This window comes from Paenibacillus xylanilyticus (assembly GCF_013359935.1).
GTDB lineage: Bacteria > Bacillota > Bacilli > Paenibacillales > Paenibacillaceae > Paenibacillus > Paenibacillus xylanilyticus.
This window is the reverse complement of record NZ_JABMCB010000192.1, coordinates 440,360-453,353: the sequence shown is the minus strand read 5'-3', so window position 1 is coordinate 453,353 and position 12,994 is coordinate 440,360. Positions and strand designations below refer to the sequence as shown.

Annotated in this window: 15 protein-coding genes; all 15 read right to left on the bottom strand. The window is 47.5% G+C overall.

Translation table 11 applies throughout. The features are described from left to right. Window positions 1-3 precede the first annotated feature (3 nt). The 15 genes from HP552_RS21915 to HP552_RS21850 all read right to left on the bottom strand — a co-directional run bounded on the left by HP552_RS21915 (window position 4) and on the right by HP552_RS21850 (window position 12,985). Window positions 4-471, bottom strand: coding sequence for a YaiI/YqxD family protein (locus HP552_RS21915; RefSeq protein WP_376768972.1), 468 nt, complete (start codon window positions 469-471; stop codon window positions 4-6). Between the two features lie 218 nt (window positions 472-689). Next, entirely contained in the window at window positions 690-2,768 is a 2,079-nt protein-coding gene (gene glyS, locus HP552_RS21910) for a glycine--tRNA ligase subunit beta (protein WP_175397499.1), read from the bottom strand. Continuing rightward, a complete protein-coding gene (gene glyQ / locus HP552_RS21905) occupies window positions 2,761-3,648 on the bottom strand; it encodes a glycine--tRNA ligase subunit alpha (protein WP_175397498.1) in 888 nt (295 codons plus the stop codon). Before glyQ ends, glyS begins: the two co-directional genes overlap by 8 nt. Window positions 3,649-3,868: 220 nt before the next feature. Beyond that, a complete protein-coding gene (locus tag HP552_RS35460) occupies window positions 3,869-3,997 on the bottom strand; it encodes a hypothetical protein (RefSeq protein ID WP_281366149.1) in 129 nt (42 codons plus the stop codon). Window positions 3,998-4,158: 161 nt separating this feature from the next. Further along, window positions 4,159-4,911: a DNA repair protein RecO gene (recO, locus tag HP552_RS21900; protein ID WP_175397497.1), complete on the bottom strand. Its 753-nt coding sequence runs from the start codon at window positions 4,909-4,911 to the stop codon at window positions 4,159-4,161. A 33-nt stretch (window positions 4,912-4,944) separates the two neighbouring features. Next, window positions 4,945-5,085, bottom strand: a complete 141-nt coding sequence (locus tag HP552_RS21895; protein ID WP_175397496.1) for a YqzL family protein — start codon at window positions 5,083-5,085, stop codon at window positions 4,945-4,947. A gap of 100 nt (window positions 5,086-5,185) precedes the next feature. Continuing rightward, on the bottom strand, window positions 5,186-6,085 hold the full coding sequence (era, locus tag HP552_RS21890; protein ID WP_175397495.1) for a GTPase Era: 900 nt from the start codon (window positions 6,083-6,085) through the stop codon (window positions 5,186-5,188). A gap of 34 nt (window positions 6,086-6,119) precedes the next feature. Beyond that, on the bottom strand, window positions 6,120-6,533 hold the full coding sequence (locus HP552_RS21885; RefSeq protein WP_175397494.1) for a cytidine deaminase: 414 nt from the start codon (window positions 6,531-6,533) through the stop codon (window positions 6,120-6,122). A 44-nt stretch (window positions 6,534-6,577) separates the two neighbouring features. Next, window positions 6,578-6,949 (bottom strand): diacylglycerol kinase family protein, encoded by a 372-nt coding sequence (locus tag HP552_RS21880; protein WP_175397493.1) that lies wholly within the window; start codon window positions 6,947-6,949, stop codon window positions 6,578-6,580. Then, window positions 6,949-7,446, bottom strand: coding sequence for an rRNA maturation RNase YbeY (gene ybeY, locus HP552_RS21875; RefSeq protein WP_175397492.1), 498 nt, complete (start codon window positions 7,444-7,446; stop codon window positions 6,949-6,951). Before ybeY ends, HP552_RS21880 begins: the two co-directional genes overlap by 1 nt. A gap of 34 nt (window positions 7,447-7,480) precedes the next feature. Continuing rightward, window positions 7,481-9,730 (bottom strand): HD family phosphohydrolase, encoded by a 2,250-nt coding sequence (locus HP552_RS21870; protein WP_175397491.1) that lies wholly within the window; start codon window positions 9,728-9,730, stop codon window positions 7,481-7,483. 15 nt (window positions 9,731-9,745) lie between these two features. Beyond that, the gene (locus tag HP552_RS21865; protein ID WP_175397490.1) at window positions 9,746-10,717 is read right to left on the bottom strand and encodes a PhoH family protein; all 972 of its coding nucleotides are present in this window, start codon (window positions 10,715-10,717) and stop codon (window positions 9,746-9,748) included. A gap of 6 nt (window positions 10,718-10,723) precedes the next feature. Further along, window positions 10,724-11,917: a sporulation protein YqfD gene (yqfD, locus tag HP552_RS21860; protein ID WP_175397489.1), complete on the bottom strand. Its 1,194-nt coding sequence runs from the start codon at window positions 11,915-11,917 to the stop codon at window positions 10,724-10,726. Continuing rightward, complete coding sequence (gene yqfC / locus HP552_RS21855) at window positions 11,914-12,207, bottom strand: sporulation protein YqfC (protein WP_175397488.1); 294 nt, start codon at window positions 12,205-12,207, stop codon at window positions 11,914-11,916. The genes yqfD and yqfC overlap by 4 nt, the downstream gene beginning before the upstream one ends. A 178-nt stretch (window positions 12,208-12,385) precedes the next feature. Continuing rightward, on the bottom strand, window positions 12,386-12,985 hold the full coding sequence (locus HP552_RS21850) for a YqfB family membrane protein (RefSeq protein ID WP_175397487.1): 600 nt from the start codon (window positions 12,983-12,985) through the stop codon (window positions 12,386-12,388). Between the last annotated feature and the right edge of the window lie 9 nt (window positions 12,986-12,994).

Genomic DNA, 12,994 nt, shown 5'->3' with positions numbered 1-12,994 from the left:
AACTTACACATTCTCCTGCAAATCTTTTAAAAGTTTTGTCAGTTTATGTTGAAAAATTTCCCGATCCTGCTCTGTGAAAGGCTTTGGGCCCTTCCCATAATGCCCTCTTTTTCGTGCTTTGGCGGCAGTATGACGGGAATCGAGCATAAAATCAATATCACGATCATTAAATTCGCGACCACGAAATGATAAAACATAACAACGTTTGCCAAGCGCGAGCGCAGCCAGTCCATAATCCTGTGTAATGACTACATCATAGGCCTTAATATGGTTGGCGATGTACAAATCCGCACTCTGATCACTGCGGTCCACTTGCACCGTTCGTACCCCTTCTCCGCCCTGAAGCAAATGATCAAAGGAAGATACCAACAATACGGGGATATTAAAACGGCGGGCCGTTTCCGCAATCTCCGCTTTCACCGGGCAAGCATCACCGTCCACAACAATGTGGCGTATATTCAACTCACTCAACCTCAGGATCACCCGGTTTCATAAAATAGCTGCATATTGTTATATACGACTTCCGCCAGCCAAATTCCTTCTGACCAGTCAAGGTAAATCAAAGGCTAAAATACGGAACGGCTGTTAAAAATAAAACTCACAACCCGTTCCGTATATTTATACCCTCATATATCCTTCTTTAATACTGAATTTTATGCGTACCCTCTAACCCGATTGGGACGGGGTTATTATACTACCACCAATTTGGAGAAATCGGCAAATCCTTTCAAGTCACGGTCGATGGCTGCAAGCAGAGCCAAACGGTTTGCACGTACAGCCTCATCTTCGGCCATTACCATCACGGAATCAAAGAATGCCGTAATAGCGTCCTTCCAAGCCGAGGCAATCGCCAGCGCTTCAGCAGCATCGTGCTGGGAAAGTGCATTGCGATACTCCTCATTGGTTCTGCTCCATGCCTCATGCAACTGCCGCTCTCCCTCTTCGGTGAACAGTTCAGGATGCACAGAAGAATTGGAAGCTTTGGCAGCAAGGTTGCCAACACGATTGAAGGACTCGACTGTCGTTTTAAACGCGTCTCCGGTTTGAACAGCCGCCATCAGAGCTTCACCTTTCGGTACAATTGCACTAATATCATCGAATCCGGCAGAAATCACCGCATCAACGACATCATAGCGAACCGTCTCGGACAACAGTTTTTTCACACGAAGTCCGAAGAAGTCCTGCAAATCTTTACGAACCTCTTCGTCCGCACGTTTCAACAGATTCATCTGAGCATGTACCTGAAGCGCAACACCGAACACATCGGACAAGGTCAGCGGAAGATTGTGATCCAGCAAAATTTGTACAATACCTGCCGCCTGACGACGCAGTGCGTAAGGATCCTGAGATCCGGTTGGGATGATATTGATGGAGAAACAGCCTACAATGGTATCCATCTTGTCGGCAGCACTCACGATAGCACCTTCAAGCGAAGCAGGAGATTGATCCCCGGCAAAACGCGGTTGGTAGTGTTCAAATACCGCTTTGGCCACTTCTTCCTTTTCGCCTGCCTTGCGTGCATAATCCTCACCCATAACACCTTGCAGCTCAGGGAATTCACCCACCATCAGTGTAACCAGGTCAAATTTGCAGATATCTGCGGAACGACTCACCGATTCGGCAACATCCGCAGAAACTTGCAGCTTGGCTGCGAGACCATCCGCAATTTTGCGAATGCGGCGAACTTTATCTCCCACTGTACCCAGTTCTTCCTGGAAGACGATGCTCTCCAGTTTGGATAATGCGTCCTTAATCTCCAGCTTCTGGTCCTCCTCGTAGAAGAACTTGGCATCGGACAGACGTGCACGCAGCACTTTTTCGTTACCTTTGGCAATCACATCAAGCGAATCACTGCCACCGTTTCGAACCGTTACAAAGTAAGGCAGCAATTGTCCCTCACTATCCAGGACAGGGAAATAACGCTGATGCTCACGCATCGAAGTAATCAATACTTCCTGAGGGATATTCAAGAAAGAAGGATCAAATGTTCCGAACAATACGGTTGGTGTTTCCACGAGGAACAGTACTTCCTCCAGCAAATCTTCCTTAATCGCGATATCCCATTTCTTCTCAGCAGCAAGTGCCTGAATTTGGGATACAATCATCTGCTCCCGTTCCTGGATATCTGCGATAACATGTTCGGAACGCAGCACTTCAACATAAGAGGCAGGATTAGAGATCACGGTCTCTTTGCCGAGAAAACGATGTCCACGAGTAACGTTGCCAGATTTCACTCCTGCAACTTCAATCTCGATGACCTCACTGCCGAGCAGAGCGACAATCCAGCGAATCGGGCGCACAAATTTGAAATCATAGGAAGCCCAGCGCATGAATTTTGGGAATGTCATCGCGTGCAATATAGACAGCAGGCCTTCACCAATCACGGATGAAGTCTCCACACCTTTGCTGCTCTTCGTCGCATAGATATATTCAACACCGCTCAGTTCCTTGAACGTAAATTGATCCGGTTCAACTCCTTGACTGCGGGCAAATCCCAGTGCTGCTTTGCTCCAGTTACCGCTGTCATCGAGTGCAATTTTACGGGATGGGCCTTTTACTTCTTCCTCCACATCCTCCTGCTTCTCGGCAACATCCTGAATCAAAACAGCCAATCGACGCGGTGTAGCGTAAGCATTTACCTCACCGTGTGTTATGCGGGATGCATCCAGCCATTTCACGATACGATCCTGCAGCTGTTCAATCGCTGCGCGCATGAAGCGTGCAGGAACTTCTTCCAGACCAATTTCAAACAACAGATCCTTAGACATGCTCGGCTCCCCCTTTCTTGATCAGCGGGAAGCCAAGCTTCTCACGCTCTTCCACATATGTTGCAGCCACTTGCCGTGCCAGATTGCGGACACGGGTAATGTAACCGGTACGTTCCGTTACACTGATTGCTCCACGTGCGTCCAGCAGGTTGAAGGTATGGGAACATTTCAGCACATAGTCATATGCCGGGAATACCAAATGCTGTGCCATAGCTTTGTTGGCTTCTTCTTCATGCATGTTGAAGAGGGTAAACAGCATTTTCACATCAGATACTTCAAACGTATATTTGGAGTGTTCGAATTCAGGCTGAAGGAATACATCACCATAGCTGATTCCCTCTACCCATTCCAGTTCAAACACATTTTCTTTTTCCTGAATGTAAGAAGCAAGACGCTCCATACCATACGTAATTTCAACGGCTACCGGATTCGTCTCAATTCCACCGACTTGCTGGAAATATGTAAATTGCGTGATTTCCATACCATCCAGCCAGACTTCCCAGCCCAGACCAGCGCAGCCAAGAGAAGGATTCTCCCAGTTATCTTCAACAAAACGGATATCATGCTTCAGTGGATCAATTCCCAGGCGTTTCAGACTTTCCAGGTAAATTTCCTGAATGTTGTCCGGTGAAGGCTTGATAATGACTTGGAACTGATGATGCTGATACAGACGGTTCGGATTCTCTCCGTAACGTCCATCCGAAGGACGACGTGAAGGCTCTACATAAGCGACTTTCCAAGGTTCTGGTCCAAGCGAACGCAAAAAGGTCATTGGGTTCATCGTACCTGCCCCTTTTTCCGTATCATAAGGCTGAACAATAATACAGTTATGCTCGGCCCAGAATTGCTGCAGCGTTAGAATCATCTGCTGAAAATTCATAATCATGCTCCTTTTCAATGGGATTGTTTGGCAAGCCTAGAACGCTTCGAATAGCACAAGAACAATCGAAGCCAGATGTTGGATGGACAAAGCTACGTTTTGCGAGGGTTATAAGATTAAGGCCTTGTTCTCCAGGGAAAACAATTCCAAAATACAAAAAACCCTCGCCCTACGCCTGTTGTCCAGACGTAGGGACGAGAGCTATTCCCGCGGTTCCACCCTACTTGGCTTGTGTACAAAACAGGATAATCTGTTCACACAAGCCCACTTTTCCGTGTCCATTCATGCTCCCGAGTGCCGTTTCACAGACCGATTCATCCCGGCTTTCACCATCCCAGGCTCGCTTCAATCACCGTACTCAAGGCCATGTGGCCTCCCCTACGAAGAACATTAAATCAAGTCTCCTACTATCTCGTTCAATGCATGTCTCCAAAAAGAGAAATTATAATCCATATTAAATAAAAAAGAGTGCAAAGTCAAGATAATTTATGATCCTCCAAAAATAACTCGTTAAATCCCGTACTTCTCCATCTGATCAAGAAAAGAACGGGTTTTTAAATTGAGACCGAGCTGATGATCCATGAAGGCTCTCATAATCTTCTTCATTTCATCTCTTGTGCTCTCGCTGACTGATATGTTGCCCAATCGCTGCAAGTCCAGCTGTGCAAACAATCGCAGTAATCTCAGAGCTTTGGGACTTACAGACAAAGCCGGCGGGTCAAAGTGTTTACAAGCTCTGCAGAGAACCCCACCCAACCTTGGGCTGACAAATAACTGCTCATCCGGTCGCTCCTGACCACATGATATGCATTCATCAAGTGACGGGCCGTAGCCCGCCGCCTGTAATATTTTCATCTCATAAAGACTAGTTATGACGGTCGGATCCTTCTCTTCCTTTAACGCTTGGAGACAAGCCTTTAACTGTTTGAACCAGAATGCTCCTGTCTCCTCATCCTGCAGAACCCGGTCCAGCAGTTCACACGCGTAGGATGCAAAAGCGGCTTTGACCAGATCTTCCCGCAGCTCATGATACGACTCGATGATTTCGCCCGCATTCAGTGTTCCGAGGCCCGTGTTTCGAAAATAAACATACTGGCCATACGTAAACGGCTGCACTAGTGCAGCATGTCGGCTTTTGGGCTTTTTGGCACCACGGACGAGCACACCTACTTTTCCACCGCTTTCGGTGCAAAGCGTAATAATTTTGTTTCCCTCGCCGTAGTCCATGCTGCGGATGACAATCCCTTCCACCCTGTATAGCATGCCTCGTCACCTAACCATTCCCGAATCAGCCAATTAACCTTCGGCTTCTTCATCTTCTATCACTTCCCCTGCAGTATCAGACTCCTGACCTGTTGAGGCACAAGCCTCGGTATATAACAAATAGGACTCCACATCCCCCGTCATTGCAAAAACCTTCCACGAAAAATCTCGCATCAGAATTTCATCCTCTCATTAGAAATGACGTCTGCATCTACCAGTAGGATGGAGTCTTGCAAGGTAAACTATGTGTTGCAATTAATGGATACTGAATTGTTTATTCGCGACCGAAGCCTAAATCACGCAGCACGCGATCCTGATTTCTCCAGTCCTTCTTCACCTTAACCCATAGGTCCATGAAGATTTTTGAACCCAACAGGTTTTGAATATCCGTTCGGGCTCGCTTGCCTACCTCTTTCAATAGAGCTCCCTGCTTGCCGATAATGATCCCTTTTTGCGAATCTCGTTCGACAAAAATAACTGCCGAAATGTACACTACCCCGTTGTCCTGAACCTTCATATCCTCAATGGTTACAGCAATGGAGTGTGGAACCTCTTCCCGGGTCATTTGCAGAATTTTCTCCCGTATCAGCTCCGCACAAACGAACTGTTCCGGGTGGTCGGTAATTTGATCTTCCGGATAGTACTGCGGCCCTTCCGGTAAGTAATTGCCAAGCTGTTCCAACAATGTACTCACATTGCTGCCAAGCTTAGCGGAGACGGGCACGATCTCAGCAAAATCATGCAGTTTGCGATACTCCTCAATAAGCGGCAGCAGCGCCTCCGGTTCGATTTTGTCAATCTTATTCATGACCAGAATGACAGGTGTTCTTATATTTTTAAGCTGTTCAGCGATGTAACGATCTCCACCGCCCATTCCCTCGGAAGCGTCAATCAGGAACAAGGCAGCTTCCACTTCACCGAGTGTATTCAGAGCAGTCTGATTCATGTAGTCGCCGAGCTTCGATTGACGTTTATGAATCCCTGGTGTATCCAGAAAGACAATTTGTTTATCTTCGGAGGTGTACACCCCATGTATTTTGTTTCGAGTGGTTTGCGGCTTGTCCGACATAATAGCTATCTTTTGTCCAATGACCTGATTCATCAAGGTTGATTTACCAACATTGGGACGTCCAACAATGGCTACAAAGCCGGATTTAAATGCTTGTTTTTTCATATGGTCCTCCTCAGGCGCCTAGGCCTGGAATGTATTATTTTTTAGCAAAGTCCAGATCCGACGGACCAAAAGCCCACGGCAGCAGCTCGGCAACCGTAGTCTCCTGCTGATCACCCTTCAGGTTGCCCATAATGACTTTCATATCCGGTTCACACAACTCAATCATGACCTGACGACACACACCACATGGAGCAATCGGGCCTTCTGTATCCCCGACCACAGCAATCGCCTTGAAGCTGCGGGGCTGATGCCCGCCTGCGATCGCACTGAAAAGAGCTGTTCGTTCAGCACAGTTGCTCGGTGTATATGCAGCATTCTCAATGTTGCATCCGTGATGCACATTGCCCTCACTGTCCAGCAGTGCTGCTCCTACGCCAAAGTGGGAATAAGGTGTATACGCTTTTTCACGTGCCTTGATGGCTTCTTGCATGAGCAGTTTGTTATCCATAATCCAATCTCTCCCTCAGGTTAAATCTGAAATTAAACTTGCATTTATAGCAAACCGAGCCAGTTCAACACCGGTTTGCCGAAAACCATACATCCGATGACTACGGCGAACACCGCAGCCAGCAAAACTGCACCAGCCGCGGTGTCTTTCGCCGCTTTTGCAAGCGGATGAATATGCGGATGTGCCAGATCCACTGCTGCCTCAACGGCAGTGTTCATTAATTCGGTCACCATTACCAAAAAGATGGCTGTAAGTAAAAACATCCAGTCTGTTCTGGAAATTCCGAAGATAAATCCGGCCGAACACATGATGACGGCTACTCCCGAATGAACCCTAACATTTCGCTGTGTCCGAAAACCGTATACGATTCCTTCTGCCGCATTGCGGAACACCAGACTCCAGGAGCGCCCTTTCATTATCGTGTCAACCCGGCCTGGGCCAGTACAGCTTCTTGTTTGCCCATCATTTCAGCTTCACTTGCTTCGTCCTGATGGTCGTATCCGAGCAGGTGCAGGAAACCGTGCACAAACAGGAAACCAAGCTCACGTTCAAATGAATGCCCATATTCCTCACTTTGCAGGATGGTGCGAGGAACGGAAATAATGATGTCACCGAGAACATCAGGCATCTCTTCCATCTCTTCATCCTCATCCAGTTCATAGATGATATCCAGTTCCTCGTCCATCGTCTCATTCATCGCAAATGACAACACGTCTGTCGGACGATCGATTCCGCGGTAATCACGGTTCAGCTCATGAATCTGTGCATCATCCACAAAAGTCAGGGCAACCTCCCCATCCGCAACGCCCTCTGCTTCCCCGGCAAGGTTCAGCAGCTGCTCCAGCATTGCAATCATCGGCTCCGTAATTTCTTTATCCTGTTGTTCATTATTCCATGCCAGGTTAAGACTCATTCTTTCATAACTCCTGTCTGCTCATAATAGTAAGTCAACCCGCTTCAGGTGAAGTCGGTTTCGGTTTCTTGATCTCTTCCGGGTATTCAATACGGGAGTGGAAAATCCCCATTACCGTTTCTTTCAGCGTCTTAGCTACGATGTCCAGCTCACGCATCGTCAGATCACAGTCGTTGAACTGATGATCATCGAGACGCCCCTTGATAATTTTCTCAATCATGGACTCCACTTGCTCCACTGTCGGTTTGCGCAAAGATCTCACAGCAGCCTCCACGCTGTCGGCAATGCCAACAATAGCAGATTCCTTGGACTGAGCCTTCGGCCCAGGATAACGGAAATCCTCTTCGGTGAAATCAGGCTCAACGCCTGCTTCTTCCGCTTGGCGCAGTGCTTTGTGATAGAAGTAATGGAGGAAGGTCGTACCGTGATGCTGCTCTGCGATATCCCGAATTGGTTTTGGCAGCTTGTAATCCTTCTGCATCTCCACACCATCCCGTGCGTGTGCAACGATAATCGATTTGCTCAGCTTGGGATCTATGGAATCATGCGGATTCTCCATATTGTTCTGATTTTCAATAAAATATATCGGTCGCTTGGTCTTGCCAATATCATGATAATACGAACCTACTCGGCAGAGCAGACCATTTGCCCCTATAGCTTCCGCTGCGGCTTCAGACAAGTTTCCTACCATCACACTGTGATGATAAGTGCCCGGCGTTTCTGTCAGCAGCTTGCGCAATAACGGATGGTTCGGATTTGACAGCTCAACCAGCTTCAATGCCGACAAAATACCAAACGATGTCTCGAAAAACGGCATAAGCCCGATAACGAGGATCGCCGTTAATACACCGCCTGCAAACGCAAATCCGACGCCGTACAACGTAGTTGTCCGGTTCCAGTCACCTGTGTCGATCAATGACAGTGTAAACACGGCAATGGAACCAAACAGGCAGACCATAATGGCACCTTTTAAAATGGTGGATCGCTGACTTGCCCGGTATGTCGCGAATATGGCAACAAAAGATACCAGCACCGCGAAGAAACCGAGTTCAAAATCAAAAATCTGACCCTGGTGTGTATTTAAGATGATGCTTGACAGCATGCCAATAATGATTGAACAAACAAAAGCAAGTGATGTATCCAGCAGTAAAGCAATTAACATTGCTCCAACCGCGACCGGTGCAAGGAAGCCCACGTAAGACCTGTCGGCCGTCTGGATGAATGCTGTTACATGCATAACCACGATCGTAATAATGAAGATAAGTACAAGCATCAGCAATTGTGCATTGTTATATTTGAAATGCGTTCCGCTGTATTGCTGAATATACATCAGAATTGCTGCCGACAACAGACAAGACAGCATGAGTAGCCCCAGCTGGGGCCAGTAGTTCACTTCGTTCTTCAGCAAATCATTCTCATCAAGCAGCGTATAAATCTCGGGAGTGATCGTTTCACCTTTGGCTACCAATGTTTCCCCCTGCTTGATATAGACCGTTTGTGTATTCTCACGGGCCTGCACCTTGGCTTCCTTCGTACCCTCTTCATCATAGAAGCGGTTGGATGTCACCACAAGACGAGCAAGCTCCTGAACCACCTCACGCTGTGTACGCTTGCTTAGAGAGCTTACACTCACCATCTCTGCCACTTTTGCTCGTGCCGTTGTAGCATCGCTGATCTGATCCGTCATTAGCCTGGAGACAATATCCCGGGCAACGGGCTTCATCTCCTGGATATCTTCGGAGGTCAGACGTGAAATTTTGATATAGGTTTCTTCCGGGATCCGGTAACTTTGCTCCTGCACCACGTTTCTGATTTCTTCCAAAAGAGTTTCGGAGTATGTACCCGCTTTCCGATTGTTGTTAATAAAGTTGGACACAAAGTCCTTCTGGCGCTGCGGAATCTCATCACGATAGATGTCAATCTTGTCCTGACTGGAAATCTGATCATCCTGATTCAGCCGATCAATACGATCGAGCAGAGTGGTCATCAAATTTTCGTTTCGCAGCTGCACAATCTGAAAGATCGGCTGTACACGTTCAGCGGCTTCTTCCTGCGCTTTCAGTGTAGCCTTCGTATTTGGAATCTGCATCGGCGCAGCAATATCCACTTCACTTCGTGTGCCTTCCTGAATATCATACCGCTCGGGGAGCAGCTTGGAAGCCAGACTCACGTAGAAGAGAATCACCAGAAACAAAAACAGAAGATAGCGTGCCCACACGCTATACTTCCATCCTGTAGCTTTATTCTGAAAAGATTTGCCTTTTGACAGTTCCTTCGAGGTCACCTTAGACAATCCCTTCTATTCTTGATTTTCTGCGGCGTGGTTGTATGCAACGATAATTTTTTGGACGAGGGAATGCCGTACAACATCTTGCTCGGCAAAGTAGACAAATCCAATCTCTTCAACTTCACTGAGTATCGTTTTCGCTTCCACAAGCCCTGACTTTTTGCCGCGAGGTAAATCAATTTGTGTCACGTCTCCGGTGATGACCATTTTGGAGCCAAAACCAAGACGGGTCAAAAACATTTTCATCTGTTCAGGTGTCGTATTCTGAGCTTCATCCAAAATGATGAATGAGTCATCAAGTGTACGTCCCCTCATATATGCCAGTGGCGCTATTTCAATCAAACCGCGCTCCAGTGCCTTGGCCGTCTGCTCCTGCCCCATTACATCGTACAAGGCATCATACAAAGGCCGCAAATAAGGATCAACCTTTTCCTGAAGATCTCCAGGCAGGAAACCAAGGCTCTCACCCGCTTCAACAGCAGGCCTTGTAAGCACAATGCGTTTGACGCTTCCTTCCTTGAGTGCGGCAACCGCCAGCACAACAGCCAGGTAGGTTTTACCTGTACCGGCAGGACCGATCCCGAATACGACGTCGCGTTTCTTAATGGTCGTTACATAGTGTTTCTGTCCAATGGTTTTGACACGGATCGGTTTGCCCCGGTAGGTCGTCGTAATCTCACCCTTGAACAGGTCGAGAAGCTGGTCTGCACGCAGATCCTTCGCCAGTTCAATCGCATAGCTGACGTCCCTTTCGGTTAACACATATCCATTACGTACCAATTGCAGTAACACATCGAATAATTGTTCAAGCGATTCCACATGCTTCGTGCTGCCATGAATGACAATCTCCGCTTCACGAGAAGCGATCTGTGCAGGAATCTCGGATTCAATCAGTTTCAGAAAAATATCTTGGGGTCCAAAAAGAGATTGACCCTCTCCCGCACTCTGGAGGGAGATTCGTATGCTGCGTGTTTGCTCTGACAAATAGCCTCATTCTCCTTGACTATGGACTAGCGGAAGTTCTTCCGCAATGCTTTCTTCCACTTCAAATAATACTTTCATATAAACTTTACCATTCTCTTTCTTCTCATGCAAAATTTTTTCACTTAAAATTTTTGTTCCCTTGCCATTTTTGGCGATTATATCGTTTCTGGCGCCCTCTAGTCCTTTCGTTCTGGCCCATTCCACCGTCTGCTGCTCTTCCTGTTCCCTGGTCTCCATATCGGTCTCGGTCAACCATCCCATAGGAAGCGTGAAAGAACGCCACGTCAGCGGCTTATGGTCACTTGCCGTATTGAAGGAACTGAACGGAGTCTTGCCATATCCCCAGAGCTGCACAGCCCAATTGCCAAGCACAATATAGAAACGTTCCTTACTCTCTCCTGTCATCGTGTTATGTTTCTGAACCAGAGGGACTTCCACCTCATATTCACGCCATACGAGCCCGCGAACCTCGCCTTTGGCTACTACATTCTCCGTATTCTCTTCATCCCCCAAAATACCCGATATCAATACCTGCCCTTTCTTGACGCGCATATTCTTCTGTACAACCGGACGTCCCTGTTCTGCGTAGATTTGGGTAACGACCGCATCCGACTTGCTCACCAAGTGTCTGGGATTCAACAGCGGTTCACGCTGGGGCTGTGCAGATTCCACGACCTGAATGGTAATGGTTGTCCCCTCTTTGCTCACACCAATCCAGGTTACATCCGGTAGTGCCAATGCCAGCTGCCTGGAGAGCTTGTCCTGACTTTGCAGCCGAAAACCCCATTGAAAAGGGTAGATCCCTTCTTTTTTAGCAGCAGCAAGCACCACATCAGTCGGGATTTTCACATTTCCTTTCACTTCCACATTCCAAATCATCGATGATAGTGCAAACATCGCAATGACGAACAACACCATGCCCCCGAGGAAGAACTTTCTTTTGAGTAATCGGGCCATAAAAAAAGGAATCCCGCTTCGATGCGTCACTTTCACCCTGCAGCCTGTCCGTTTCAACAAAGGACGTAGCCTAAAAAAGTGCGGCAGCAGAATGTTCATTTCTGCCTTGCGTCCATCATGGGCACGCAGGTTCCACACTTCCAGTCCCTGCTCTGCCACCATGTTGATCAGCGCTTCGATGTCCCCCCCAGTGACCGTGATTCGGACTGCACCTCGCAGTTTGTACAGACTGGGCTGTTTCATCCGTTCCCCTCCGCTCCATTCATATGTATATCCAAAATCGTTCCTTCAACCGCCACTTCATCCGGCAAAATATTACGAATCATCAAATCGGCCCCTTTAATTTCTAATTGTCCTTGAGATAACGCCAGAACAATGCGATTGGGCGTAAAATGGATCACACCGCGATGATTTTCTATATACAATTGCTTGCTGCCGATCAGGGTTAACCGTGGCATATCATAAAGCACATCCTGCGGCAAATCCAGCACCTCACTGGTCCATCTGCGCAGCTTGCGGCTGATCCGGGTCATACGAAGGTCTTCCCCCTTCCTCTACAGTTCAACTTATGCGGAGAGACATGATTTTATGAAAACTACGGCTTGTGTTAGATCATTAATTCTAAAAAAAGAGGACACAGCAAAAAAGCCGTCTCCGGCATGTTGCTCACCAGAAACGGCTCTTTCCTGTTTATTTCATATTAATTCCTTATTACAACTTGCCCCTCGAACCAAAAGGCTGTTTAGAACGCGGAGGACCCAACACTTCAGCCCACAACACACCGCTCCGGATATCTTCTTTGCGTAAAAGCGACTGTCCCGATTCACCAATTGAGGGTTCATCCCAACTGGTATCTGACACAACAGGTGCTTTAGCAGAAGAAAAGCGATTCAACCTCTTCTGAATCAATTGCTGTTGTTTTTCCATTTCTTTCATTTGTTGTTCGAGTGAGCTTTCCATCCCGCCGATTAAGTTTTTTCCACTAAAATCGTCTCCTTGACGAGATGATGCCGCAGGATCAGGATACGGATGATCATATCGATCATCGTACTGGTCGTCCTCATACCGATCATTGTCGTCATAAGAATCATCATAACGGGTATCACCGGCAGATTGCTGAGTCGCTGTTTGTGACGGAGAGCGGTCATTTCGGTCTACTTCTCCGCTTCCTCCGAAAGTAGGCATTCCGTTATTGGGACGTCTCTTGTTTGGATCAGCCGATTTGGCTGCTTTTCCAAGGAAGGAAAAGAGCGCAAAACCCACGACTGCCACAATATACAGGTTATCAAAAATCCATTCAAATAGGCCCATGTTTACTCA

Bases quoted from the DNA above. Each gene is read 5' to 3' on its own strand.
- HP552_RS21880 (WP_175397493.1), bottom strand. From the start codon at position 6,949: ATGAAAGGGCGCTCCTGGAGTCTGGTGTTCCGCAATGCGGCAGAAGGA.
- yqfD (WP_175397489.1), bottom strand. From the start codon at position 11,917: ATGAAACAGCCCAGTCTGTACAAACTGCGAGGTGCAGTCCGAATCACG.
- yqfC (WP_175397488.1), bottom strand. From the start codon at position 12,207: ATGACCCGGATCAGCCGCAAGCTGCGCAGATGGACCAGTGAGGTGCTG.
- ybeY (WP_175397492.1), bottom strand. From the start codon at position 7,446: ATGAGTCTTAACCTGGCATGGAATAATGAACAACAGGATAAAGAAATT.
- HP552_RS21885 (WP_175397494.1), bottom strand. From the start codon at position 6,533: ATGGATAACAAACTGCTCATGCAAGAAGCCATCAAGGCACGTGAAAAA.
- glyQ (WP_175397498.1), bottom strand. From the start codon at position 3,648: ATGAATTTTCAGCAGATGATTCTAACGCTGCAGCAATTCTGGGCCGAG.
- era (WP_175397495.1), bottom strand. From the start codon at position 6,085: ATGAAAAAACAAGCATTTAAATCCGGCTTTGTAGCCATTGTTGGACGT.
- recO (WP_175397497.1), bottom strand. From the start codon at position 4,911: ATGCTATACAGGGTGGAAGGGATTGTCATCCGCAGCATGGACTACGGC.
- HP552_RS21850 (WP_175397487.1), bottom strand. From the start codon at position 12,985: ATGGGCCTATTTGAATGGATTTTTGATAACCTGTATATTGTGGCAGTC.
- HP552_RS21895 (WP_175397496.1), bottom strand. From the start codon at position 5,085: ATGCGAGATTTTTCGTGGAAGGTTTTTGCAATGACGGGGGATGTGGAG.
- glyS (WP_175397499.1), bottom strand. From the start codon at position 2,768: ATGTCTAAGGATCTGTTGTTTGAAATTGGTCTGGAAGAAGTTCCTGCA.